This window comes from Microbacterium meiriae (assembly GCF_032364335.1).
GTDB classification, from domain to species: Bacteria; Actinomycetota; Actinomycetes; order Actinomycetales; family Microbacteriaceae; genus Microbacterium; species Microbacterium meiriae.
Window position 1 is genome coordinate 380,158 of record NZ_CP133984.1, and the last position, 24,658, is coordinate 404,815.

At 71.8% G+C, this 24,658-nt stretch carries 21 protein-coding genes; 12 read left to right on the top strand and 9 right to left on the bottom strand.

The window, feature by feature from the left end; translation table 11 throughout:
• Window positions 1–2 precede the first annotated feature (2 nt).
• Window positions 3–659 (bottom strand): GntR family transcriptional regulator, encoded by a 657-nt coding sequence (locus tag RI211_RS01785; RefSeq protein WP_187663077.1) that lies wholly within the window; start codon window positions 657–659, stop codon window positions 3–5.
• A gap of 159 nt (window positions 660–818) precedes the next feature.
• Here RI211_RS01785 and RI211_RS01790 point away from each other — a divergent pair, with 159 nt between their 5' ends.
• From RI211_RS01790 to RI211_RS01810, 5 genes are read left to right on the top strand one after another with little or no spacing between them, the layout of a single operon-like run.
• Window positions 819–2,096 (top strand): NRAMP family divalent metal transporter, encoded by a 1,278-nt coding sequence (locus RI211_RS01790; protein WP_315638036.1) that lies wholly within the window; start codon window positions 819–821, stop codon window positions 2,094–2,096.
• Window positions 2,097–2,100: 4 nt separating this feature from the next.
• The gene (locus RI211_RS01795; protein ID WP_315638037.1) at window positions 2,101–2,865 is read left to right on the top strand and encodes a LamB/YcsF family protein; all 765 of its coding nucleotides are present in this window, start codon (window positions 2,101–2,103) and stop codon (window positions 2,863–2,865) included.
• A gap of 1 nt (window position 2,866) precedes the next feature.
• Entirely contained in the window at window positions 2,867–3,667 is an 801-nt protein-coding gene (locus RI211_RS01800; RefSeq protein ID WP_315638038.1) for a putative hydro-lyase, read from the top strand.
• Complete coding sequence (locus tag RI211_RS01805; protein WP_315638039.1) at window positions 3,667–5,220, top strand: 5-oxoprolinase subunit B/C family protein; 1,554 nt, start codon at window positions 3,667–3,669, stop codon at window positions 5,218–5,220. Before RI211_RS01800 ends, RI211_RS01805 begins: the two co-directional genes overlap by 1 nt.
• On the top strand, window positions 5,217–6,932 hold the full coding sequence (locus tag RI211_RS01810; RefSeq protein WP_315638040.1) for an acetyl/propionyl/methylcrotonyl-CoA carboxylase subunit alpha: 1,716 nt from the start codon (window positions 5,217–5,219) through the stop codon (window positions 6,930–6,932). Before RI211_RS01805 ends, RI211_RS01810 begins: the two co-directional genes overlap by 4 nt.
• 509 nt (window positions 6,933–7,441) lie before the next feature.
• On the opposite strand, the gene RI211_RS01815 is transcribed toward RI211_RS01810, so the two are convergent.
• Together RI211_RS01815 and RI211_RS01820 are read right to left on the bottom strand one after the other, a co-directional pair.
• Window positions 7,442–8,797, bottom strand: a complete 1,356-nt coding sequence (locus RI211_RS01815) for a uracil-xanthine permease family protein (protein WP_062766125.1) — start codon at window positions 8,795–8,797, stop codon at window positions 7,442–7,444.
• A 100-nt stretch (window positions 8,798–8,897) separates the two neighbouring features.
• Complete coding sequence (locus RI211_RS01820) at window positions 8,898–9,773, bottom strand: phosphoribosylaminoimidazolesuccinocarboxamide synthase (protein WP_315638041.1); 876 nt, start codon at window positions 9,771–9,773, stop codon at window positions 8,898–8,900.
• A gap of 189 nt (window positions 9,774–9,962) precedes the next feature.
• Here RI211_RS01820 and RI211_RS01825 point away from each other — a divergent pair, with 189 nt between their 5' ends.
• The 4 genes from RI211_RS01825 (at window position 9,963) to RI211_RS01840 (ending at window position 14,481) form a co-directional block, all read left to right on the top strand.
• Complete coding sequence (locus RI211_RS01825; RefSeq protein ID WP_313366664.1) at window positions 9,963–10,595, top strand: PadR family transcriptional regulator; 633 nt, start codon at window positions 9,963–9,965, stop codon at window positions 10,593–10,595.
• Window positions 10,592–12,124, top strand: coding sequence for a DHA2 family efflux MFS transporter permease subunit (locus RI211_RS01830; RefSeq protein WP_315638042.1), 1,533 nt, complete (start codon window positions 10,592–10,594; stop codon window positions 12,122–12,124). Before RI211_RS01825 ends, RI211_RS01830 begins: the two co-directional genes overlap by 4 nt.
• Window positions 12,125–12,271: 147 nt before the next feature.
• Entirely contained in the window at window positions 12,272–13,756 is a 1,485-nt protein-coding gene (locus RI211_RS01835; RefSeq protein WP_315638043.1) for an amino acid ABC transporter substrate-binding protein/permease, read from the top strand.
• Window positions 13,753–14,481 carry an amino acid ABC transporter ATP-binding protein gene (locus RI211_RS01840; RefSeq protein WP_315638044.1) on the top strand — a complete coding sequence of 243 codons (729 nt, stop codon included), beginning with the start codon at window positions 13,753–13,755 and terminating at the stop codon, window positions 14,479–14,481. Before RI211_RS01835 ends, RI211_RS01840 begins: the two co-directional genes overlap by 4 nt.
• A gap of 70 nt (window positions 14,482–14,551) precedes the next feature.
• Here the strand turns inward: RI211_RS01840 and purD are convergent, their stop codons facing one another.
• Window positions 14,552–15,829 (bottom strand): phosphoribosylamine--glycine ligase, encoded by a 1,278-nt coding sequence (gene purD / locus RI211_RS01845; protein ID WP_315638045.1) that lies wholly within the window; start codon window positions 15,827–15,829, stop codon window positions 14,552–14,554.
• Window positions 15,830–15,974: 145 nt separating this feature from the next.
• The gene (locus tag RI211_RS01850) at window positions 15,975–16,649 is read right to left on the bottom strand and encodes an NUDIX hydrolase (protein ID WP_315638046.1); all 675 of its coding nucleotides are present in this window, start codon (window positions 16,647–16,649) and stop codon (window positions 15,975–15,977) included.
• A 49-nt stretch (window positions 16,650–16,698) separates the two neighbouring features.
• Here RI211_RS01850 and RI211_RS01855 point away from each other — a divergent pair, with 49 nt between their 5' ends.
• Complete coding sequence (locus RI211_RS01855) at window positions 16,699–17,067, top strand: sterol carrier family protein (RefSeq protein ID WP_187663089.1); 369 nt, start codon at window positions 16,699–16,701, stop codon at window positions 17,065–17,067.
• On the opposite strand, the gene RI211_RS01860 is transcribed toward RI211_RS01855, so the two are convergent.
• Genes RI211_RS01860 through RI211_RS01870 form a run of 3 tightly spaced genes read right to left on the bottom strand, consistent with a single transcriptional unit; the run spans window position 17,064 to window position 20,010 of the window.
• Window positions 17,064–17,837 carry a heme ABC transporter ATP-binding protein gene (locus RI211_RS01860; protein ID WP_315638047.1) on the bottom strand — a complete coding sequence of 258 codons (774 nt, stop codon included), beginning with the start codon at window positions 17,835–17,837 and terminating at the stop codon, window positions 17,064–17,066. The genes RI211_RS01855 and RI211_RS01860 overlap by 4 nt on opposite strands.
• Entirely contained in the window at window positions 17,834–18,907 is a 1,074-nt protein-coding gene (locus RI211_RS01865) for a FecCD family ABC transporter permease (protein WP_315638048.1), read from the bottom strand. Before RI211_RS01865 ends, RI211_RS01860 begins: the two co-directional genes overlap by 4 nt.
• Window positions 18,904–20,010, bottom strand: coding sequence for a heme/hemin ABC transporter substrate-binding protein (locus RI211_RS01870; RefSeq protein ID WP_315638049.1), 1,107 nt, complete (start codon window positions 20,008–20,010; stop codon window positions 18,904–18,906). Before RI211_RS01870 ends, RI211_RS01865 begins: the two co-directional genes overlap by 4 nt.
• Window positions 20,011–20,173: 163 nt before the next feature.
• Here RI211_RS01870 and RI211_RS01875 point away from each other — a divergent pair, with 163 nt between their 5' ends.
• Together RI211_RS01875 and RI211_RS01880 are read left to right on the top strand one after the other, a co-directional pair.
• Window positions 20,174–23,590, top strand: coding sequence for an HtaA domain-containing protein (locus RI211_RS01875; RefSeq protein WP_315638050.1), 3,417 nt, complete (start codon window positions 20,174–20,176; stop codon window positions 23,588–23,590).
• Between the two features lie 95 nt (window positions 23,591–23,685).
• Window positions 23,686–24,015 (top strand): potassium transporter Trk, encoded by a 330-nt coding sequence (locus RI211_RS01880; protein ID WP_315638051.1) that lies wholly within the window; start codon window positions 23,686–23,688, stop codon window positions 24,013–24,015.
• On the opposite strand, the gene RI211_RS01885 is transcribed toward RI211_RS01880, so the two are convergent.
• On the bottom strand, window positions 24,012–24,617 hold the full coding sequence (locus RI211_RS01885; protein ID WP_315638052.1) for a zinc-binding alcohol dehydrogenase: 606 nt from the start codon (window positions 24,615–24,617) through the stop codon (window positions 24,012–24,014). The genes RI211_RS01880 and RI211_RS01885 overlap by 4 nt on opposite strands.
• Window positions 24,618–24,658: the final 41 nt, after the last annotated feature.

Genomic DNA, 24,658 nt, shown 5'->3' on the forward strand with positions numbered 1-24,658 from the left:
GCTCAGCCGAGCTGCATCCGCGCGAAGGCGCCGAGCACGACCCGCTCGGACTGCACGAGATATCTCTCCAGCTCCGCCGCCCCGGCTTCGGCGCCACGGGTCAGGAAGGTGTCGAGCACGGCGCGGTTCTTCCGGACGAACGGCTCGTGCAGCGCGCGGGGATCGTCGATCTTGAGGAATGCGAGGCGCAGCTCCGCCGCGACGTTCCGGTAGGTGCGGGCGAGGCGCGGGCTGTCGGCGAGGTCGACCAGCGCGACGTGGAACGCCATGTTGGCACTGCCGACCGCGCGCCAGGCGGACGTGTCGTCGGGGGAGACCCCGGCCACGGCGGCCTCGGCCGCGGCGACCGCATCGGTCATGCGCTGGACGGCGGGATGCTCCGGTTCGGACTGCCGGAGAGCCGTGCACTCGATGACCCGGCGAGCCCGGTAGATGTCGATGACGTCGGCGATCGAGGGCGAGGCCACGGAGACGCCGCGGTGCGGGATGTGCTCGACGAGTCCCTGTTCCGCGAGCACCCGGAACGCCTCGCGCAGGGTGTTCCGGGACACGTCGAAGCTCTCCGACAGCGCCGACTCGGACAGCCGGGAGCCCGGGGCGACGTCGCCGTCGATGATGCGCTGACGGAGCACGTCGGCGAGCGGGCCCTGCTGGTTCATGCCTTCATCGTAGGCGCGGTCGGTGCGGGAGATCGTGCCGATGATCACACGAAAGCAACCGCGCTGTAGCACGACGGAAACATGATTGTTGAACAATCGGGTTCTGTCCGTTCTACACTGGGGGTCACCCGACACCCACCAACGACGATGGGACCCCCTATGTCCGAGCAGTCCGCCCCCGCCCTCACCCCCGAGGACGAAGCCCGCGCCGCCCACGCGAAGAAGCGCGCCGGCCGCAGTGCCGTCATCGGCGCCATCTTCCTCATGGCGACGAGCGCCATCGGTCCCGGCTTCATCACCCAGACCGCGACGTTCACCGCCCAGATGGGAGCCGCGTTCGCGTTCGCCATCCTCGTGTCGATCCTCGTCGACATCGCGGTGCAGCTGAACATCTGGCGCATGATCACCTCGTCCGGCAAGCGCGCCGGCGAGCTCGCCAACAGCGCCATCCCGTTCTCCGGCCACGTCATCGCCGTCCTCGTCGTCATCGGCGGGCTCGCGTTCAACATCGGCAACATCGCCGGTGGCGGCCTCGGCCTCAACGCGCTGCTCGGTATCGACGCGAAGATCGGCGGCGCGCTCACCGCGGCCCTCGCCATCATCATCTTCCTCGTCAAGAAGGCCGGGAAGGTGATGGACATCGTGCTCATCGTCTTGGGCATCGGGATGATCGTGATGACGCTCGTCGTCGCGTTCATCGCCCAGCCGCCGGTCGGCGACGCCCTGCGCCAGACCTTCGTGCCCGACCAGCTCAACTTCGCCACCATCACCACGATCGTGGGCGGCACGGTCGGCGGCTACATCACCTACTCCGGCGCCCACCGCTACCTCGACTCCGGCCACGTGGGCCCGCAGTACGCGAAGCCCGTCATGCGGGCCGCCGCCAACGGCATCCTGGTGACCGGCATCATGCGCTACGTGCTGTTCCTCGCGATCCTCGGCGTGGTCGCCTCCGGCGTGGCGCTCGACCTCTCCTCGCAGGCCGCCAACCCCGCCGGCCAGGCGTTCGGCGCGGTGCTCGGCGACGCGGGTCTGCGGATCTTCGGCGCGATCTTCTGGGCCGCCGCGATCAGCTCGGTCATCGGCGCCGCGTACACCTCGGCGACGTTCCTCTCGACGTTCACCGCCAAGCTCCGCGGCGGCTGGCCGCTGCAGCTCGCCACGGTCGCGTTCATCGTGGTGTCCCTCGGTGTCTATCTCGCGATCGGCACGGCCCCGGCCGCGATCCTCGTGTTCGTCGGCGGCTTCAACGGCCTGATCCTCCCCATCGGCCTGACGGTGTTCATGTACATCGGCTGGTTCCGCCGAGACCTGCTCGGCGACCGGAAGTACCCGATGTGGCTGCTCATCGCGGGTACGGTCGTGACCGCCCTCACCTGGTACATGGGCGCCGTCTCGATCGGCCCCATCTTCGCCTTCCTCGGAATCGGAGCGTGACGACATGGCGACCATCGACCTGAACTCGGACCTCGGCGAGAACGTCCCCGACCGGATCGTCAGCGACGACGCGAGCATGCTCGAGATCGTCACGAGCGCGAACGTGTCGTGCGGATTCCACGCCGGGAGCCCGGAGGGCATCCGCGAGACCCTCGCGGCGGCGGTCGCCGGCGGCGTCGTGATCGGTGCGCACCCCGGGTACCGCGACTACGAGAACTTCGGGCGCACGAACGTCGACATCGACTCGGCCACGCTGCAGGCACATGTCGAGTACCAGCTCGGTGCCCTCCTCGGGCTCACCGCGGCGATCGGCGGGCGGGTCTCCTACGTCAAGCCGCACGGGGCCCTCTACAACACCATCGCCCGCGACGAGCGGCAGTCGAAGGACGTGGTGGCGGCCATCACGGCGATCGACCCCTCGCTCGTGCTGCTCGGCCTCGCCGGCGGCGTCGTGCTCGACGTCGCCGAACGGGCGGGGCTCGCTGTCGCGGCGGAGGCCTTCGCCGATCGCGCCTATCAGCCCGACGGTCAGCTCGTCTCGCGCACCGAGGAGGGGGCCGTGCTGCACGACCCCACCGCGGTGGCGGAGCGGATGGTGCGCCTGGCCGCGGAGGGCGTGATCCGGGCGATCGACGGCACCGACGTCGCCGTGTCCGCGCAGTCGATCTGCGTGCACGGCGACAGCCCGGGATCCGTCGCGATGGCCGCGGAGACGAAGCGGCTGCTGCAGGCGGAGGGCATCACCATCGCCCCGTTCGCCGGAGTCTGACATGGCGGTGCTCGCGACTCCCGCCCAGCTCGCCGACGCCCGGGCCGCCCGTGCGGCGCACCGCGCCGGTCACTCCGCGCCTACCAGCGGCGTCGCCCCGGGGCTGACCCAGGCGAACCTCATCGCCGTGCCCGCGGACTGGGCCTTCGAGACCCTCCTCTATGCGCAGCGCAACCCGAAGCCCTGCCCCGTCCTCGAGGTGATCGAGCAGGGCGAGGTGGAGTCGCGGCTCGCGCCGGGCAGCGACATCCGCACCGACATCGGGCGCTACCGCATCTGGCGGGACGGCGAGCTCGTCGAGGAGGTGTCCGACGCGACGGCGGCGTGGGCCGAGCATCCCGGCCTCGTCGCGTTCCTCATCGGCTGCAGCTTCACGTTCGAGACGGGGCTCGTCGAGGCCGGGATCCCGATCCGTCATCAGGAGCTCGGACGCAACGTGCCGATGTACCGCACGGCGGTGGACTGCACGCCGGCCGGGCGCCTCCGCGGCGAGATGGTGGTCTCGATGCGTCCGATCCCCGCGGACCGCGTGGCCGACGCCGTGCAGATCTCCGGGCGCACCCCGGCTGTGCACGGCGCGCCGGTGCACATCGGCGATCCGGCGTCGCTCGGCATCGCCGATGTGATGGCGCCCGACTTCGGCGACGCCCCCGAGATCCGCCCCGGCGAGATCCCCGTGTTCTGGGCGTGCGGTGTGACCCCGCAGGCGGCGATCATGGCGTCGAAGCCGCCGTTCGCCGTCACCCACGCCCCGGGGTACATGTTCGTCACCGATGTTCCGGATGCGGAGTACCGGGTCTGATGCGCATCCTCACGGCCTCCGACAGCGCGCTGCTCGTCGAGGCGGACGACCTCGAGCAGGCCATGCGGCTGAATCTGGCGTGGAGCGACATGCCCGGTGTGCTCGAGCGCATCCCCGGCGCCCGCACCGTGCTCGTGCGGTTCGATCCGCACCGCACCTCGGCCGCCGCGCTCGCGGAGGCGCTCGCCGCGACCGAGGTCGACGCGGCGGCCCTGCCCGATGCGGGGGAGGTCAGCATCCCGGTCCGCTACGACGGGGAGGATCTCGACGAGGCCGCCGCGCTCCTCGACGTCTCGGCGGAGGAGCTGGTGGCTCGTCACCTCGCCGCGGACTGGCGCGTGGCCTTCTCGGGTTTCGCTCCCGGCTTCGGCTACGCCGTGAGCGGCGACCCCCTCTTCGACGTGCCGCGGCGGTCGTCGCCGCGCACCCGGGTGCCCGCCGGCTCCGTCGCGCTCGCCGGGGCGTTCAGTGGCGTGTATCCGCGGGAGAGCCCGGGCGGCTGGCAGCTCATCGGCCGGACCGCCCTGGAGATGTGGGACATCGACCGCGACCCGCCGGCCCTGCTCGCGCCGGGTCGACGCGTGCGCTTCGTGCGTGCGGAGCGGGAGACCGTGGCGGCGTCGCCTATGGGGGTGGCCGACGCGACGCGTGTCGACCGCCGTGCGGGCGGTCCGGCGGTCGAGGTCGTGCGATCCTCGCTGCAGCTCCTCGTGCAGGACGCGGGTCGCCCCGGCTTCGCGGCCCTGGGCGTCTCGGCCTCCGGCGTCGCCGATCGTGTCGCGATGCACGCGGCGAACCGGGCGGTGGGCAACACCCCCGCCGCGGCCGTGCTGGAGAGCGTCGGCGGAGCCGTGCTGCGCTTCCACGGTGCGGGAGTGGCCGCGGTCACCGGCGCCACGGGCCCGCTCACGCTCACCGACGTTGATGGCACCGAGCGCACGCTCCTCCCCGGGGTGCCCTTCGCGACCGTCGACGGCGATGAGCTCACGCTGGGCCACCCCGACCGCGGACTCCGGTCCGTGATCGCGGTCCGCGGAGGGCTCGCTCCGGCCGCGGCGCTCGACAGTCGCGCGACCGACACGCTCGCCGGGCTGGGCCCCGCGCCGCTGTCCGTCGGCGACCTCCTCCCGATCGGAGATGCCGCCGTGGCCGCCGTCGAGCCGGATCCGGTGCCGCGCGCGCTTCCCGCGGCCGGGGAGCTGGTCGCGCTCGAGATCACCCTCGGGCCGCGCGACGACTGGTTCACCGCCGCCGGCGTCGACGCGCTCACCGGGCAGGAGTGGACGGTCACGCCGCGCTCGGACCGCGTGGGCATCCGGCTGCAGGGCGACGTGCCCCTGGAGCGGGCGGTCGGCGGCGAGCTGCCGAGCGAAGGCGCCGTGACCGGGGCCATCCAGGTGCCGCCGGACGGGCAGCCGGTGCTCTTCCTCCCCGATCATCCGCTCACCGGCGGCTACCCCATCATCGGTGCCCTCACCGATCGCAGCCTCGACCTCGCCGCCCAGCTCCCGCCGGGTGTGCGGGTGCGCTTCACCGTCAAGGAGACCTCATGACCACTGTGCTGATCGCCAACCGCGGCGAGATCGCGGTCCGCGTGATCCGCGCGTGCGCCGAGGCCGGCTACACGTCGGTCGCCGTCTACGCCGACCAGGACGCCGACGCGCTGCACGTGCGGCTCGCGGACGAGGCGATCGGCCTGGGCGGCGACACCGCGGCGACGACGTACCTGTCGGTCGAGGCGCTGATCGACGCGGCCCGCCGCAGCGGTGCCGATGCCGTGCACCCCGGCTACGGCTTCCTCTCCGAGAGCGCCGCGTTCGCGCGAGCTGTGGAGGACGCCGGACTCGTCTGGATCGGGCCCTCGCCGGAGAGCATCGACGCACTCGGCGACAAGATGACCGCGCGTCGGATCGCCCAGCGTGTGGGCGCCCCGCTCGCCGCCGGCACGGATCAGCCGTTGTCCGGACCGCAGGAGGCGGTGGCGTTCGCCGAGGAGCACGGCCTCCCGATCGCGATCAAGGCCGCGTTCGGTGGCGGCGGCCGAGGACTCAAGGTCGTCCGCGAGCTGTCGGAGGTCGCCAGCGCGTTCGACGCGGCCACCCGCGAGGCGACCGCGGCATTCGGCCGCGGGGAGTGCTTCGTGGAGCGCTTCCTGGAGAGCCCGCGGCACATCGAGGTGCAGGTGCTCGGCGACGGGCGCGGCGGCGTGGTCGTCGTGGGCGACCGCGACTGCTCCATGCAGCGGCGCAACCAGAAGCTCATCGAAGAGGCTCCCGCGCCCGGCCTGACGGAGGCGCAGCGGGCGGCGTTCCATGACGCGGCGCGGGCGATCTGCGCCGAGGTGCAGTACCGCGGCGCCGGCACGGTCGAGTTCCTCCTCGCCGCGGACGGCACGATCTCGTTCCTCGAGGTGAACACCCGGCTGCAGGTCGAGCACCCCGTGACCGAGGAGGTCACCGGGACCGACCTCGTCCGCGAGCAGTTCCGGATCGCGTTCGGCGAGGGGCCGTCCTTCACCGACACCCCGGCTCCGACCGGGCATGCGTTCGAGTTCCGCATCAACGCCGAAGACCCCGGCCGCGGATTCCTGCCCAGCCCTGGACGGGTGGACGCCCTGCGCATCCCCGGCGGACCCGGCGTGCGGTGGGACAGCGGCATCGAGGTCGGCGACACCGTGCAGCCCGCGTTCGACTCGATGATCGCGAAGCTCATCGTGCACGCGGAGACCCGGGACGCGGCGCTCGTGCGGGCGCGTCGAGGGCTGCGGGAGCTCGCTGTCGAGGGTCCGGCGACCGTGATCCCGTTCGACCTCTGCGCCATCGACGACCCCGCGTTCGCGACCGCGACCTTCGCCGTGCACACCCAGTGGATCGAGACCGTGCTGCTCCCGGCGCTGGAGTCGCAGCCGCGCCCTGCGGTCGCCCCGGTCTCCGGACTGCAGCGCTTCCCGGTGGAGATCGACGGCCGCCGCGTGATGCTCGGTCTGCCCGCGGAGCTGCTGGCCGGCATCGGCCGTCCGGCGGGAGAGGCCGCTGCACCCGTGTCTGCGGCGGACCCCTCCGAGCTCCGGGCTCCCGCGCCGGGCACGCTCGTGCGGTGGCTCGTCGACGACGGGGCCGAGGTGGCCGAGGGAGACCCGGTGGCCGTGCTCGACGCGATGAAGATGGAGACGACGGTCACCGCGCACCGCGCCGGCACCCTCACCCCTCGCGCGGACACCGGCGCGACCCTCTCCGCCGACGCCCTCCTCGCCACGATCGCCTGACCCCGCCCGTCCCGTCCCGTCCCGTCCCGTCCCGTCCCGTCCGGGTGTGCGGAGTGCGAATACGTCCCTCCCGCGCCCTTCGGACGACCCTTTTCGATCCCGCGTCCTCTGCTCCGGGAGCGTCTCCCACGTGCAGGTGCAATAACGTCCCTTCCGCGTCCCTCCGACGCCCGTTTTCGATCCCGCAGCCGCTGACCCGCACCGCGTGGGCCGGACGTGCGCGCACCGCGGCGAGCTGGCACGTTCCCGTCGGGGGAGTGCGAAAGTGCACCTCCCCCCGCCGCGGAACGCCCCATTTCGATCCCGCACTCGAGGCGGGCGAGCAAGTCCCATGAGAGTGCGAAAACGCCCCCTCCTCGTGAGAGGAAGGGGCGTTTTCCATCCCGGCTCGTGAGGTCCCGGGGTCGCGTCCCTGCCGGCGAACCGGTGGCGGTGCGAAAACGGGCCTCCGAGGGGTGCGAGAGGGGCGAAAGCCGTCCCGCACGCACCCCGACGGAGCGGGGCGGGCGTTACGCGGGGTCGCCGCCGAGGGGGCCGACGGGCTCGAGGGGCTTCGGGTCGTCGGCGCCGGTCTTGCGCGCCCGGGCGATGAGGTTGCCCAGGTGGTAAATGAGCAGCGCCGCGACCGTACCCAGCACGATCCCGCCGAAGGCGAAGTCACCGAGCTGCATCGTGAACCCGGCGATGCCGATCACGAGGGACACCGCGGCGGTGTACTGGTTGACCGGCCGGGAGAAGTCGACGCGGCTGTCCACCCAGATCTTGATGCCGATGATGCCGATGAGGCCGTAGAGCGCGGTCGTCGCCCCGCCGAGCACGCCCGCGGGGATCGAGTTGAACACCTCGCCGACCTTCGGGGAGAAGGCGAGGAGGATCGCGAACAGACCCGCCACCCAGTACACGGCGGTGGAGTACACGCGGGTCGCGGCCATGACGCCGATGTTCTCGCCGTAGGTCGTGGTGCCTGAGCCGCCGAAGCCACCCGCGATGGTCGTGGCGACGCCGTCGGCGATGAGCGCGCGGCCGGTGTGGCGGTTGATGGCGGGGTCCTCGGTCATGGTCGCGACACCGCGCACGTGGCCGACGTTCTCCGCGATGAGCACGAGCACGACGGGCAGGAACATCGCGATGGTCGACCAGGTGCCCGGCTCGACGAAGTCCGGGAACTGGAAGTGCGGGAGGCCGATCCAGGGGGCGTCCGCGATGAGCTCGGCGGGGGTCTTGTCGCCGCGGAGCGGGTTGGGCACCTCGAACGAGCCGTTGAACGCGGCCCAGATGAAGCCGACGGCGACGCCGAGGAAGATCGAGATCCGTCCGAGGAAGCCCCGGAAGAGCACGGCGAAGAGGATGATCGCGACGAGGGTGATCGTGGCGGTCACCGGGTCGAGCGCGAAGTTGCTCCAGGCGGTGGGGGCGAGGTTGAAGCCGATGAGCGCGACGATGGCGCCGGCGACGACCGGGGGCATCAGGGCGTCGACCCAGCGCAGGCCGACGAACTGCACGACGAGGCCGACGACCGCGAGGAGCACGCCCACCGCGACCACGCCCGCGAGGGCCGAGCCGGTGCCGCCCGCCGCGACGGCCGCGGTGATGGGGGCGATGAAGGCGAACGAGGAGCCGAGGTAGCTGGGCAGCTGGTTCTTCGTGATGAGGAGGAAGAGCAGCGTGCCGATGCCGCTGAAGAGCAGGGTCGTCGACACCGGGAAGCCGGTGAGCGTCGGCACGAGGAACGTGGCGCCGAACATCGCGACGACGTGCTGCGCGCCGATGGCGATGGTCGCGGGCCAGGACAGACGTTCCTCGGGGGTGACGACGGCGCCGGGCTCGACGGTGCGGCCGTTTCCGTGCAGCTTCCACAAAGCCATGCGGGCTCCTCAGGGTTCGGGATCGGGGGCGGAGTGCTGGAGCAACACTACCGATTCCTGAGTTTTCCCTGTGCGCCCCGCGGTCGCGGGGAGCGCGGTGTCAGGCGCCGAGGCGGTCGATGAGCTCGCGGTACCGGGCGGCCGTCCGGGCGACGACCTCGTCGGGCAGCACGGGGGGCTCGCCCTGCTTGTCCCAGTTCGCCGCGAGCCAGTCGCGCACGATCTGCTTGTCGAAGCTCGCCATCCGCTCGGCAGGCGTCGACCCCGTGCGCCAGGCCTCAGCGTCCCAGTACCGGGAGGAGTCGCTCGTGAGGACCTCGTCCGCGAGGCGGAGGGTGCCGTCGGCGTCGGTCCCGAACTCGAACTTCGTGTCGGCGAGGATGAGGCCCTTCTCCTCGGCGATGGCCGCGGCCCGACGGTAGATCGCGAGCGAGGCGTCGCGGAGCTCGGCCGCCCGGTCCGCCCCGACGAGCTCGACGACGCGGTCGAACGTGATGTTCTCGTCGTGCTCACCCATCGGCGCCTTGTAGGCCGGGGTGAACAGCGGCTCGGGTAGACGGTCGCCGTTCTGCAGCCCTGCCGGCAGGGCGATGCCGCACACGGTGCCGTGCTCCTGGTACTCGGCCCAGCCGGAGCCGGTGATGTACCCGCGCACCACGCACTCGATCGGCAGCATCTCGAGCGACTGGGCGAGCATGGCGCGATCGGCCACCTCCTCCGGCAGGTCGCCGTCCGTGAGGTGATTCGGCGCGTCCAGCTGGGCGAACCACCAGCGGCTGAGGCGCGTCAGCAGGGCGCCCTTGTCGGTGATGCCGGGAGAGAGCACCACGTCGAACGCGCTCACCCGGTCGGACGCGACGACGAGGATGCGGGTGTCGGCCGGGTCCTCGGAGGCGTAGAGGTCGCGGACCTTTCCGGAGTAGAGGTGTCGCCATCCGGGGATGGCCTGCGCGTTTCCTGCGGACGGTGTGCTCACCCGCCCATTATCCCGGTGATGCGTGCTTATCCGCGCCGAGACCCCGCGTTCGCGTCGAGACCCCGGGGTGAGCGCGCCGGGACCCCGGGGTCTCGCCGGAAAGACGGGGTCTCGGCGGAGGAGGGGCGGGTGTATAGTCCATGTGGACTATTCGTGCGGGGCAGGGGACAGGGCATGAGGGGGAGAGGCGTGGGGAAGAGCAGGGATGTGGTGGCGGCGCTCACGCCGCTCGGCGTCATGGTGCTGGCACTGCTCCGCGAGAGCGACATGCACCCGTACGAGATGGTGCGCCTGCTCCGCGCGCGTCACGACGACCGGCTCATCACCGTCACCAACGGCACGCTCTATCACACCGTCGCCCGACTCCAGCGGGCGGGGCTGCTCGACGAGGTCGGCACGGACCGCGAGGGCAACCGGCCGGAACGCACGACCTACACCCTCACCGACGCCGGACGGGAGGCGGTGGTCGCCTGGGTACGGCGCTCCCTTCCCCGCATCGACCGCGAGACCGACGCCCGCGTCGCGCTCGCCGAGTCGCACAACCTCGACCGGGACGACGCCGTCGCGCTGCTGCAGGAACGGCGTGAGGCCCTCGTCGCCTCGTACGCGCTCCACCACGACGGCCTCGCCGCCGCCCGCGCCAAGGGCGTCCCGCCGCAGGTCCTCGTCGAGATCGAACGGCAGGAGGCGCTGCTCGACGCCGAGCTCCGCTGGCTCGACTCCCTCCTCACCCGCCTCGACGGCGACGAGCTCCGCTGGGGCCCCGACGCCTTCGACGACACCGACCGCTACCGTGCCCAGCGAAAGGCTGCACAGCAATGACCGATTCCCGCCAGACCTCGGGGCCCGAGACGGGGCCCTTCGCCGCCGGTCACGCGCCGAAGAGTCCGTGGCCCGCGCTCTGGGCGCTCGTCATCGGGTTCTTCATGATCCTCGTCGACACCACGATCGTCTCCGTCGCGAACCCCGCGATCAAGGCCGCCCTCGACCCCGACACAAACAACCTCGACAACGTGGTGTGGGTCACCAGCGCCTACCTGCTCGCCTACGCCGTCCCGCTGCTGATCACCGGACGACTCGGCGACCGCTTCGGGCCGAAGAACATCTACCTCATCGGGCTCGCGGTCTTCACCCTCGCCTCGCTCTGGTGCGGACTGTCGACGACGCTCGAGGGCCTGATCGCTGCCCGCGCGGTCCAGGGGCTCGGCGCCGCATTCATGACGCCGCAGACCATGGCCGTGATCACCCGCACGTTCCCGCCCAACCGCCGCGGCGCGGCGATGGGCCTCTGGGGCGCCACGGCCGGCGTCGCCACTCTCGTCGGCCCCCTCGCCGGCGGTCTGCTCGTCGACGGCTTCGGGTGGCGGTGGATCTTCTTCGTCAACCTCCCCGTCGGCGTCATCGCCTTCGTGCTCGCCTGGATCCTCGTGCCGAAGCTGAAGACCCACCCGCACCGGTTCGACGTGGTCGGCGTCGTGCTCAGCGCCGTCGCGCTCTTCCTCATCGTCTTCGGGCTACAGGAGGGCGAGAAGTACGACTGGGGGACCATCGTGGGGCCGATCTCGGTCTGGGGGCTCATCATCGCGGGCGTCGTGGTGCTCGCGCTCTTCATCGTGCAGCAGGCCCGCACCCGCAGCGAACCCCTCGTGCCGCTCGCGCTCTTCCGCGACCGCAACTTCTCCGGCGCGAACGTGGCGATCGCCGCGGTCGGCTTCACGGTCACGAGCATGTCGCTGCCGATGATGTTCTTCCTGCAGACCGCACGCGGCCTCACCCCGACCGAGGCGGCGATGCTGCTGATTCCGATGGCCGTGCTGTCGGGGGTGCTCGCCCCGGTCGCCGGGAAGATCCTGGACCGTGTCGACCCGCGCCTCATCCTCGTCCCCGGCCTGATCTGCGTCGCGGCTGCCCTGGTCTGGTACTCCGCCCTGACCACGATGGACACCCCCATCCTGATGTTCCTGCTGCCGTCCGCCCTGATGGGCATCGGCAACGCGGGCATGTGGGGGCCGCTGGCGACCACGGCCACGCGCAAGCTGCCGCCGCGGCAGGCCGGTGCCGGCGCGGGCATCTACAACACCACCCGCACCATCGGCTCGGTTGTCGGCTCCGCCTCGATCGCCGCGTTCATGCAGTCGCGGCTGGAGGCGAACCTCCCCGGGCTTTCCGACGCCCCGGCCGGCACGAGCGGCGGCGCGCTGCCCCCGCAGGTCGCCGAGGGCTTCGCTGCGGGAATGTCCCAGACGCTCCTGCTGCCGGCGGGCGTCATCCTCATCGCCCTCGTCGCCTCGCTGTTCCTCCGCGGACACGACCGGAAGGACGAGCCCGTCGCCACGGCCCCTCCGGCGTGACCGCGGCGGCCCCGACACGCCGGTGTCCGCGCGGGTTCCGGCGGGGTTCGCCCTCCCGCCGAGATTCCGGTGAGCGGGAGGTGCAGGGTTAGGGTGGATGGTCGGCGGCCGCCGGGTCGCCCTTCCGAACCCCGAGGAGCACTCGACGTGAGCCGCCATCCATCCTCTCCGCCGAGCCGTCTGCGGCGGTTCGGCCGCACCGCCGGCGCGACCGCCCTCGCCGCGCTCGTCGCCGTCGGGGCGCTGCTCGCCGGAGCAGCGCCCGCCACCGCGGCCGACGACGGCGAGACCTATGTCATCGGCACCGACACGACCTTCGCGCCGTTCGAGTTCACGAACGAGTCCGGCGACCTGGTCGGCATCGACATGGATCTCCTGCGCGCGATCGCCGAGGACCAGGGCTTCGACGTGGAGATCCGCCAGCTCGGGTTCGACGCCGCCGTGCAGGCGCTGCAGTCGAACCAGGTCGACGCCGTCATGGCCGGAATGTCGATCACCGAGGAGCGCCAGCAGACGTTCGACTTCAGCGACCCGTACTTCACCAGCGGCGTGCAACTCGGCGTGCTCGAGTCCAGCGACATCGAGTCCCTCGACGACCTCGACGGCAAGACCGTCGCGGTCAAGACCGGCACGCAGGGGCAGACCTTCGCCGAGGAGAACGCCGACGAGTACGGCTTCCGCATCACGCCCTACCAGGACACGACCGACATGGTCGACGCGGTCAAGGCGGGTCAGGCCGTCGGCTACTTCGAGGACTTCCCCGTGCTCGCCTACGGCATCCAGCAGGGATCGGGCTTCCGCCTCGTCGGCGAGCCCGCGCTCGGCGGCGAGTACGGCTTCGCGGTGAACAAGGGCGAGAACGCCGAGCTCCTCGAGATGTTCAACGCCGGCCTCGCCAACCTGCAGGACTCCGGCGAGTACGACGAGATCGTCGACACCTACCTCGCGTCGGGCGACGACGCGCAGGAGGCGCAGCCCACCGACATCATCTCGGTCGCGGTGAAGTACTGGCCAGCCCTCATGCAGGGTCTGTGGCTCACCATCCTCGCCACGATCGTCGCGGTGATCGCGGCCTTCATCCTCGGGATCATCTTCGGCTTCGGGCGCCTGTCGAAGTTCGCGCCGTTCCGCTGGATCGCGACCGCGTACGTCTACGTCTTCCGCGGGACCCCGATCCTGATCCAGGCGTTCTTCGTGTTCTTCGCCATCCCGCAGCTGATCCCCGACCTCAAGTTCGACCCGTTCGTCGCCGGTGCGATCACCCTGTCGCTGAACACCGGTGCGTACATGACCGAGATCATCCGCGGCGGGATCCAGGCGGTCGACCCCGGTCAGGCGGAGGCGTCGCGCTCGCTCGGTCTCAGCCACTGGAAGACGATGCGGAAGGTCGTGCTGCCGCAGGCGTTCCGGATCATGATCCCGTCGTTCGTGAACCAGGGCATCATCACGCTGAAGGACACCTCGCTCATCAGCGTCATCGGTCTCGCCGAGCTGACCTTCGTCTCACGTCAGATCATCGCCTCGACGTATCTCTCGGCGCAGGTGCTGACGATCGTCGCCATCATCTACTTCGTCGTGATCACGCTGCTAACGCTGCTCGCGAACCGCCTGGAGAGGAAGGCCAACGCATGAGCAAGATCGAGGTCAGGGACCTGCACAAGTCCTTCGGTGACAACGAGGTGCTCAAGGGCATCGATCTCACCGTGGAGGACGGCGAGGTCATCGCGGTGATCGGCCCGTCCGGGTCGGGCAAGTCCACGCTCCTGCGCTGCCTGAACAAGCTCGAGGAGCCGACGTCGGGGCATGTCGTCATCGACGGCGTCGACCTCACGGACAAGAGCGTGAAGCTGGACGAGGTGCGGCAGCGCATCGGCATGGTGTTCCAGCACTTCAACCTGTTCCCGCACATGACCGTGCTGGAGAACATCACGCTCGCCCCGGTCGAGCTCGGCCGCATGACGAAGGCCGAGGCCCGCGACCGCGCCCGTTCGCTGCTCGAGCGCGTCGGCCTGTCGGAGAAGGCGGACGCGAAGCCCGCGTCGCTCTCCGGCGGTCAGAAGCAGCGCGTGGCCATCGCCCGTGCACTCGCGATGGACCCGGAGATCATGCTGTTCGACGAGGCCACCAGCGCCCTCGACCCGGAGATGGTCGGCGAGGTGCTGCAGGTCATCCGCGACCTCGCCGAGGGCGGTATGACCATGGTGCTCGTGACCCACGAGATGGGCTTCGCCCGCGAGGTGTCCGACCGCACGGTGTTCATGGACGGCGGCGTCGTGGTCGAGGAGGGCATCCCCGCCGACCTGTTCGGCGCCCCGAAGAACGAACGCCTCCAGGACTTCCTGTCCAAGGTCCTCTGACCCCGGCTTTCGAGTCGCGTGAATGGCTGCATTTCCGCTCGGGATGCAGCCATTCGCTACGTGAAGCGGGTCAGCGGGCGACGCGGGCAGCGATGTCGGTGCGGTGGTGGGAGCCCTCGAGGCGGATGCGGCCGATGGCGTCGTAGGCGCGGGCGCGGGCGGTGCGGAAGTCCGGGGCCACAGCGACGACGTTCAGCACACGGCCGCCCGTCGCGATGAGCGAGCCCCCGGGTGCGTCGGGGCTGGCGGTCGCGGCGTGCACCAGTCGGACGCCCTCGACCGCGGCGGCGTCGGTCAGGCCCTCGATCGGACGCCCGGTCTGCGGCGCCTCGGGATATCCCTCGCTCGCCAGGACCACGGTGATCGCGACCTCATCGCGGAACACGGGCTCCGGCTGGTCCTCGAGCGTGCCGGAGGCGGCGGCGAACAGGAGCTGGGACAGCGGGGTCTCCAGTCGCGGCAGCACGACCTGGGTCTCCGGGTCGCCGAAGCGCGCGTTGAACTCGATCACACGCACGCCCTGCGGGGTGAGGATGAGGCCGGCGTAGAGGAGCCCGATGAACGGGGTCCCCTCGGCATCGAGCTGTCGGACGACCGGGAGCGCGACGTCGTGGGTGACCTCCTCGACGAACGCCTGCTCGCTGCCGAACTGCTCCGCGAGCCAGGGCAGCGGGGAGTACGCTCCCATGCCTCCGGTGTTGGGGCCGGCGTCGCCGTCGAGGGCACGCTTGAAGTCCTGTGCCGGGCTGAGGGCGCGTACCGTGTCGCCGTCGCTGAGGAAGAACAGCGAGACCTCGGGGCCGGACAGGAACTCCTCGACCAGGACGGGGCCGGCCGGGAGGTACTGCTCCGCGTGGGCCAGGGCCTCGGCGCGGTCGGAGGTGACGATGACCCCCTTGCCCGCGGCGAGTCCATCGGCCTTGACCACGTGCGGGGCGCCGAGCTCCTTGAACGCGGCTTCGACGTCGGCGACCGTGGCAGCGCGGACCGCGCGGCCGGTCGGCACACCGGCGGCGTCCATGACGCGCTTGGCGAAGGCCTTGGAGCCCTCGAGCTGCGCGGCGGCCTTGCCGGGTCCGAAGACGGGGATGCCGCGGCCGCGGAGCTCGTCCGCGACGCCTGCCACGAGCGGAGCCTCCGGGCCGATGACGACGAGGTCGATCGCGTGCTCGTTCGCGAAGGCCGTGACCGCGGCGCCGTCCAGCGGGTCGAGGGCGACGGGGGTCGCGTCCTGCGCGATGCCGGCGTTGCCGGGGGCGACGAGGATCTCGTGCGCGGTGGACTCGGCGCGCAGCGCCAGGATGATCGCGTGCTCACGGGCACCGGAACCGAGGACGAGGATCTTCACGCGTCCAGCCTATCGAGGCACGTGCGCGGGGTTTCGGCCGGTCCGCGTTCACAACTCAGGACGATCGGCGCGGCAGCCGGGATCCGACGCATATCCGGACCGATCCGCCGCGGTTCTCCTGAGTTGTGCACGCAGGTCGGGAGGGTCAGAGCGCGATCGGGCGCTCGTCCGCGGTGTCCCAGGGCACGGTCCAGCCGGTCGCATCGAACAGCGCGTCGAGAACCATGGCGGTGAAGCCCCACACGATCGTGCCGTCCACGTCGAAGGCGGGTCCGCGGAACGTGCGGCCGGCACGGGACAGGGTCGAGGTGAAACGGGTCGCCGGGTCGAGGAGCTGGGCGACGGGGACGCGGAACACCTCGACGGTCTCCGCGTGGTCGACGGCGACGACGCGGGACGGCGACTCCCACCACGCGAGCACCGGGGTGACGAGGTGGTTGCTGGCTGCGAGGGGGATGACGGGGAGCGTGGCGAGCACCTCCACGCCGGCAGGGTCGAGGCCGGTCTCCTCCTCGGCCTCCCGCAGCGCCGTGGCGACCGCGTCGGCGTCGGCCTCTTCGGCGCGTCCGCCGGGGAAGGAGACCTGGCCCGGATGCGAGGAGAGCGTCGGAGCGCGACGTTGCAGCAGGACGTCGAGATCGCGTGCGACCGCCGCGTCCACGGTCGGTGCGGGGATGTGGTCGAGGACGCCGAAGAGGATGAGCACGGAGGCGTCGTGGGCGCCGCCCGGGTCCGCGAGCGGAGGGATCGGCACGCTCCAGGAGTGGTCGGCCGCGGCGGCGAGCAGCTCGGCCCGGGCGCCCTGCGGATGCATGCTCATGTCCTCGAGCTTATGACCCGGTCCGGGGCGGCGGATCTAGGGTGGGGGGATGGCCAGGAAGATCGACATCGTCGACGGGCGCGCGGCGCTCGGTGCCGTGCGCGACGCGGAAGCCGCGGGGACGAAGCCGGCGCGTGCGGAACTCGCGACCGCGGTGCGCTACCTGCTGCAGCTGCTCGACGAGAAGGCCCCTGGCAACAGCGTCGAGGTGCGGGTCCCGCCGTTCGGAGCCGTGCAGGTGATCCAGGGGCCGCGGCACACGCGCGGCACGCCGCCGAACGTCGTGGAGATGGACGCGGCCACCTGGATCGCGGTCGCCACCGGCGCCGAACCGTGGGCGGACGCCGCGACGGCCGGGCGCATCCACGCCTCGGGCACGCGCGCTGACCTCACCGGCGTGCTCCCGTTGCGTCCCTAGCGGCGCGCGACGACGAGCGGCACCCCGGTGCGCGGGTGCGGGAAGACGTCGACGGGCTGCCCGTAGACCTCCTCGATCCGCGCGGCCGTGAGGACCTCGTCCGGCGTGCCGGTGGCGGCGACCCGCCCGTCGGCGAGCAGGGTGACGCGGTCGGCATGCGCGAGCGCGGCGTTCAGGTCGTGCAGCACGATCGCGACCGTGACCCCGGCCTCCGCCTGGGTGCGGACCACGCGCATGACGTCTTCGTGATGCTTGAGGTCCAGCGCTGCCGTCGGCTCGTCGAGCAGCAGGATCCCGGTGCTCTGGGCGAGCACGCGGGCGAGGGCGACCCGTGCGCGCTCGCCGCCGGAGAGCGAGGGGACGGACCGCTCCCGCAGCGCCGTGACCTCGGTCGTCGCCATCGCCGTGGCCACGGCGCTGTCGTCCTCCCCGGCGGCCGGGGTCCGCGCCCACGGGGTGCGTCCCATCCGCACGACCTGCTCGACCGTGAAGGGGAAGGTGACGGTGTTCTCCTGCAGCAGCACGGCCCGGTGCCGGGCGAGGTCGCGGGGGCGGGTCGCCGCCACCGGACGGCCGTCGAGGAGGACGGTGCCCGAGACCGGGGCGATGTCTCCGGAGAGCACGCCGAACAGGGTGGACTTGCCCGCCCCGTTCGGCCCGACGAGGGCATGCACCTCCCCGGCGTGGATGTCGATGGCCGCGTCGTCGAGGATGGCGCGTCCGTCCCCGACGCGGACCGTGAGCCCGCGCCCCTGCAGCCGGAGGCTCACGCCCACCCTCCCGACCGCCGCCGCGTCCGCACGAGGAGCCAGAGGAAGAACGGGCCGCCCACGAGCGAGGTGATCATGCCGATCGGGAGGTCCGCGAGCGGCACCGCGGTGCGGGCCACGAGGTCGGCGACCGCGATGAGGAGGGCGCCGCCGAGGGCGGAGGCGATCACGAGCGGCAGGTGCGCCGGGCCGATCAGCATGCGCATGAGGTGGGGGACGACGAGTCCGGCGAAGCCGATGATCCCCGCGAAGGCCACCGCCGCGCAGACGAGCAGCGCCACGGTGACGATGACGACCATCCGCAGCAGCTCGACCGGGACGCCGAGATGCCGGGCGGTGCGCTCGCCGAGGGCGAAGAGGTCCAGACCCGGCGCCACGATCAGGGCGACGACGATCCCGATCGCCACGAGCGGCGCGACGAGCTGGATGTTCGACCAGAGCGCGCCGTTCAGCGAGCCGAGCTGCCAGAACACGATCTGCTCGCGCGTCGAGGTCGTGCCGAGGAAGGTGAGGAAGGCCATGCCGGCGCCGGCGATGGCGTTGATCGCGATGCCGGTGAGCAGCAGGGTGACCACTTCGGTGCGGCCGCCGGAGCGGCTCAGCAGGTACACCGAGAAGACGGCCACGAGGCCGCCGAGGAAGGCGAAGGCGGGCGTGGTCCACATGCCGAAGGTGGCCAGGCCGAACGTGATGCTCGCCGCCGCTCCGAGCGCCGCGCCGGACGAGACGCCGACGACGCCCGCGTCGGCGAGCGGATTGCCGAAGATGGCCTGCATGAGCACACCGGAGACCGCGAGCGCGGCGCCGACGAGCAGGCCGAGGACCAGCCGCGGGAGGCGGAGGTTGTAGATCACGCCGTCGTCGGTCGCCGCAGCCGCAGCCCCCGTGGTGTCGATGCCGAGACCGCGCAGGAGGACGCCGACGAGCGCGGTCGGCGACAGGTCGTACTGCCCGCTCGTGATCGACGCGACGCAGGTGACAAGGAGGGCCACGACGAGGGCCACGACGACCGCCGCGAAGCGCAGTCCCTGATGCCGGGTCGGCGTCGGGGTGACGACCTCGCCGGTCACGAGGCGGGTTCCGGCGCGTACAGGGCGCGCGCGAGGGCGCTGATCACGTCGGCCGACCGGGGGCCGAAGCTGAGGATCTCGGCGTCCGCCATGTCGATCACCCGGCGATGTGCGCCCGCCGGGGTCTCGGCGATGGCGGGGATGCGTTCGATGAGTCCGTCGACGCCGCCGACCGATTCCAACCCGTCTGTCATCATCACGAGCACGTCGGGCTGCGCGGCGACGAGCGCTTCCGCGGTCATCGGCTTCATGCCCTCCCAGCCGATCTCCTCGGCGACGTCGACCCCGCCGACCGCGTCGATGAGGGAGTCCGCCCCCGAGTCCTCGCCGAAGATGTAGTACGCGTTGGCGCTCCCGCGCACGTACAGAAACAGTATGCGGGCCCTGTCCGCCTCGGCGGGCGGGGTGACGGCGGCGATCTCCGCGATGGCGGCGTCGAGCTCGGCGTCGAGGCGGGCGATGAGCGCCGCACCGCGCGTCGGGACGCCGAGGGCCGTGGCGATCTCCGTCACGAGCGCGTCGGTGGTGTCGATCCGTCGGTCGCTGGAGATGACGACGACCGCGATTCCGGCGTCCCGCAGCTGCTGGCGGACCTCCTTCGGGCCGATGGTGGTGTCGGTGAGCACGACGCTCGGCGCCAGTTCGAGGATCGCCTCCGGGTTGAGCGTGTGCCCGGTCTTGGTGACGACCGAAAGGTCCTCGGTGCCGGGGAACTGCGTGGACGCGTCGCGCCCGACGACCTGATCGCCGAGCCCGAGCGCGAACACGGTGGCGGCGATCGTGCCGGAGATGTCGATCGGGAGGATGCGATCGACGTCTGTGATCTCGACCTCGTGGCCTTCGCTGTCGGTCGCGGTGACCGGGAGCGCCGGGGCGGTGTCGTCATCGACGGGGACGACCGCGTGACTCGCGAGGCACGCGGTCGAGGGACCCGTGGCCGCGCGCACATCGGCGACCAGGTCGAGATCGTCGAGAGGAGTCGATGCCTGCGGGCACGCTTCGTCGACGGGAGGTGTCGACGCGGGGTCGGAATCCGGTCCGGCACAGGCGGCCAGTCCGAGAGCCAGCGCGGCGGCGAGGAGCAGGGCAGAGGCGCGTCGCATTAGGCAAGGCTATCCTAAAACTTGACGCCCTCACCGGTGCCCCTCTACGCTCGGGATCGGCGGCTTGCTTAGCCAAGCCTAACCAAACTCCACCTTCGCCCGACTGCCGTGCGGTACCGCCGGGAGCGCACGATCGATCGCGCCCCGCGGGCCGCGGAGAACCGTGAACGCCACAGCACATACCCCCTCAGCGAGCACACGCCTGCGCGTCCTGCTCGCCGCCCTCGTCTCCTTCGTCCTCGTCGCCGCCGGGGCGATGGCCAGCCCGCCGGCGCACGCTGCCGCGGCGACCGTCACCGCAACGGTGTCGTCCGCCGACACCACCGGCTTCACCGTGCAGGTGCGGGCCGAGGGTCTGCCGGACGTGACGGGCGTCTATGCCGCACTGATCGTGTCGGGCACCGAGAGCGGCGTCTCCGTCGGTGGTGGCTACGCCGCGTTCGCGCTGCCCTTCCCGAGCGTGCAGCAGGGGGCCGCCTCCTTCACGCTGCAGGCGCCCGTCGCGTCCCTGGACCGCACGAAGACGTACGAGGTGCTCGTCTGGCAGCAGCACTCCGCGCCGACAGCCGCCACGATCTACGGCCGCGGCGACGTCACGGTGACGCCTGCGCAGTGGGACACGGTCTTCGGAACGACGCCCGTCGAGCCGGGGGAGACGGAGCCGGGCGAGACGACTCCGGGTGAGACGGAGCCCGGTGAGACGGAGCCCGGGGAGACGGAGCCCGGGGAGACGGAGCCGGGCGAGACGGAGCCGGGGGAGACGGCCCCGGGCGAGACCGAGCCGGCGCCCGCCGAAGCCGCCATCGACGTGTTCCTCGCCGACGGCACCACGCCCGCTGCGGGTGTTCGCTTCCAGGCGGGTGACGAGATCGTCGTCAAGGGCACCGGCTACGACCCGACCGCGAACGTCGGCGGGCGCGGCGTCCCGATCCCGTCGAACCTGCCCCAGGGCACCTATGTGGTCTTCGGCAACTTCGCCGCGACGTGGCAGCCCTCGCAGGGGGCGCCGTCCTCGGCGCGTTCGGTCGGTGCACAGGCCTGGGCGCTCGCCGAAGGCGTGCTGACCCAGGTCCCGGCGCAGTACCAGGGCGCGATCCGCGCACAGTGGGTGGACATCACCCCCGAGGGCTCGTTCCAGGTCACGCTCACGCTGAAGGACACTCCGGCGACGCCCGGCTCCTACGGCGTGTACACCTACCCGGCAGGCGGTGTCGTCAACGCCGACCAGGAGCGCAGCGTCCCTCTGGACTACCGCGTCGCCTCGGGGCTGACGACCACCGTGAAGGCGGCGACGGCCGATGATGGCCTCACGGTCACGGCAGCGGCGACGAAGCTCGGCGCCGTCTCGGGCGCCTACGCCGCGCTGATCGAGAAGGGCACGGAGGCCGACGTCACGGCCGGAGGCGGCTTCCTCGCGATGCAGTACGTGCGCGGCATCACCGGTGGCGGCTTCAGCGTCGACCTGACGGCGGCGGCGACAGCGCTGGACCGGTCGAAGGCCTATGAGGTGATCGTCTGGCAGCAGCACACCATGCCGAATGCGAACACGATCTACGCGCGCTCCACCGTCACCGTCACCGACGCGCAGTGGAAAGCCCTGCTGCCGTCCCCCGGGCCGTCGGTCACCACCGCCGTCACGGGAGCCTCGGCCGCGGACGGGCTCACGGTGAAGGTCACCGCCGCCGACCTCGGCGCGGTCACCGGCGCCTACGTGGCGCTCATCGAAACGGGGACCGAGGCTGACGTGACGGCCGGCGGCGGCTTCCTCGCCATGCAGTACGTCCGGAACATCGGCTTCGGAGCCTTCGCGGTCGACCTGAACGCGGCGGCGAAGCACCTCGACCGGTCGAAGACGTACGAGGTGATCGTGTGGCAGCAGCACACGATGCCGACCGCCGACACCATCCACGCGCGGGGCGCGATCACGATCACCGACGCGCAGTGGCGCGCACTGCTCGGCGAGAAGCCGACCGAGCCGAAGCCCCCGGTCACGCCGAAACCCCCGGTGACGCCGACCAAGCCGGCCGCGACCGTCCCCGGCGGGTCGCTGCGCTGGGCCATCTCGTCCTCGTTTACGAACTACATCACCGGCCCGATCGCCCAGGGTGCGATCGCCGTATCCGGTGGCGCTACCCGATCCGGCGGCCAGTTCCAGTTCGGGCAGACCGTCGGCGGCGATTTCGACGCGACGTCCGGGCGCGGCAGCGTGGTCTACCGCGGCGCGGTGCGCTTCACCGGCCACCACGGGGTGCTCGACGTCACCGTCGGCGACCCGATGATCCGGATCACCTCGGCATCCTCCGCCACGCTGTCCGTGACGAGCGGGGGTGCGCAGGTGCCGTTCGCGACCCTCGACCTCTCCCGCGCCGTCCGCACGGCGGCCGGCGGCGCCGTCACCTACACCGCGGCGCCGGCCGCCCTCACGGACGCCGGACGCGACCGCGTCCTCTCGGGGTACGGCACCACGCTCAACCCCGTCTCGTTCACGATCGGCTCCGTCGCCGCCGCGCCCTCGGGCACGACGGGAACGGTCGCGGCGGCAGCGGTCGCGCCGAAGGTCACGCTCCCGGCGACCGCGCCGACGGCCACCGGCATCGAGGCCGACGCGGAGAACCTCGCCGCGCTCGCCGCCGGGAAGGCGGCCACGGTCTCCGCCTCCGGCTTCCGTCCGAACGAGGAGGGCATCAGGGTGGTCGTGTACTCGACCCCCGTGCTGCTCGGCACCGTGACGGCGGATGCGTCGGGTGTCGCGACGTGGTCGGGTTCCCTCCCGGCGACGCTCGCGGACGGCGACCACACGCTCACCTTCCAGGGCTCCGTCGATCGCGGCCTCTCGTTCACCCTCGCCAGAGCGACCACGGAGCTCGGGGTGTGCACGGTGGAGGGAGCGATCCTGCACTGGGGCTACAAGGAGTCGTTCCGGACCTACATCGAGGGCATCGCGCGGGGTGGCTGGACGCTGACCGACGTGACGTACGAGTACCCCGCCTTCGTGTGGTCGAACGGCACCGGTTCGCTGGATGACGCGGCGCGCACGGGTCTGGTCACGTACGGCGGCAGCATCGCCTTCACGGGCCACGACGGGGCGCTGAACACGACGCTGGCGAACGCGCGTGTCGAGCTCGCAGGCGATACCGGGTACCTCGTCTTCGATGTCACCGGGACCACTCAGGATGGAGAGGCCGTGGCGCAGCAGGGGGTGCGTCTCGCGGAGTTCGCCCTCACGGACGCCGCCGTCACCGACGGTGCGCTGACCCTCGACGACGTACCCACGACACTGACCGCGGCCGGCGCCTCCGCGTTCGGCACGTATCAGGCGGGTGAGAAGCTCGACCCGGTCTCCGCCGTGATCCCGGTCGACGATGCGTGCGGCGCTCCTGCGGAGGAGGAGTCCGAGCCGGAGGCCGAAGCCGATGCGGCGGTGACCGCGATCAGCGCGCCGGTCGCCTCGGACGAGGCCACGGTGTGGCCCTGGATCGTCGGCGGTCTGGTCGTCGTGGCGCTGGCCGCGACGGGCGGGGTGCTGGTCGTGCGACGCACCCGGCGGGGGGAGCCGGCCGAGACGTCGACCGAGGTCTGAGTCCGGCGGACTGCGGAACCGCCCTTCCCGGTCATCTGGGGAGGGCGGTTCCGCATGCGGCTGCGCACACCTGCGGAGGGTGGGACAATGGAGGCATGCCCTCCCGCGACACCCATCAGACCGTCGAAGCGACCGTGCGCCGCGTGCCGCGGTACGGCGTGCTCATGGGCATCGGGGTCGTGCTGGGCGTCATCGCCGCCGGCATCCTCACGATGGTCGGCAGCTTCGAGCAGTCGCAGGCGCTCGACGTCGTCTATCCGCCCGGTCAGGTCTTCGGCTTCCTCCTGCTCTGGACCGTGCCGATCGGTCTCGCGCTCGGCGGCGTGGCCGGTCTGGTGCTCGAGCGTCTCGCCCGCCGCCACGACCGCGTCGTGACCGTCGACCGGGAGACCGTCGTCGACGACGGCACCACGGACCGCGCTTAGGCGAGCTCGGCGATCACCGGGCGGATCGCGGAGTCGAACGCCACGACGTCCCGGCGGAGCCCGTCCGTCACCGCGACCGTGAGGTCGCCGATCCACCAGATCCCGCGCTGCGACAGAGGCAGCACCTGCACGTTGAGCTCGAAGGAGTGCGCGCGGCGCCCGATGTCGCGCTCGAACTCGGCGATCGCGCTCGCGTACGCCCGGTAGGCGTCCCCGCCGGTGTGGCTCTTCATCGACCCCACGTACCGGTCGTGTGCGGCGGTGGCATAGCGGAGCGCGGTGCCGGCATGCGGTCGGATCGCCGACGAGAGCGCCTCGGCGCCGGTCGCCGGGAGGGCCACCAGCGTGTCGAAACCGTCGATCAACTCCAGCGGGACGCCCGAGTGATGAGCCCGCGGCTCCACGGTCATGTCCCAGTAGCCCTGCCACTGCGCCTCGACCTCGGGCGGGGCGTCCACCGCGTCGGGTGCGCGGACCGACAGGTCGCGGGGGGACGGCAGATCCAGGGGTGCCCGGATGCCCAGCAGCTGGCGCAGGGCGAGCGCGACGAGCACGGGGACGCTCGCGTCTTCGCGGATGAGCCACTGCGGCTTGTCGGCCATGGCCCCATCGTAGGCGGGTGCAGCAGCCGTGCGGAGCCCCG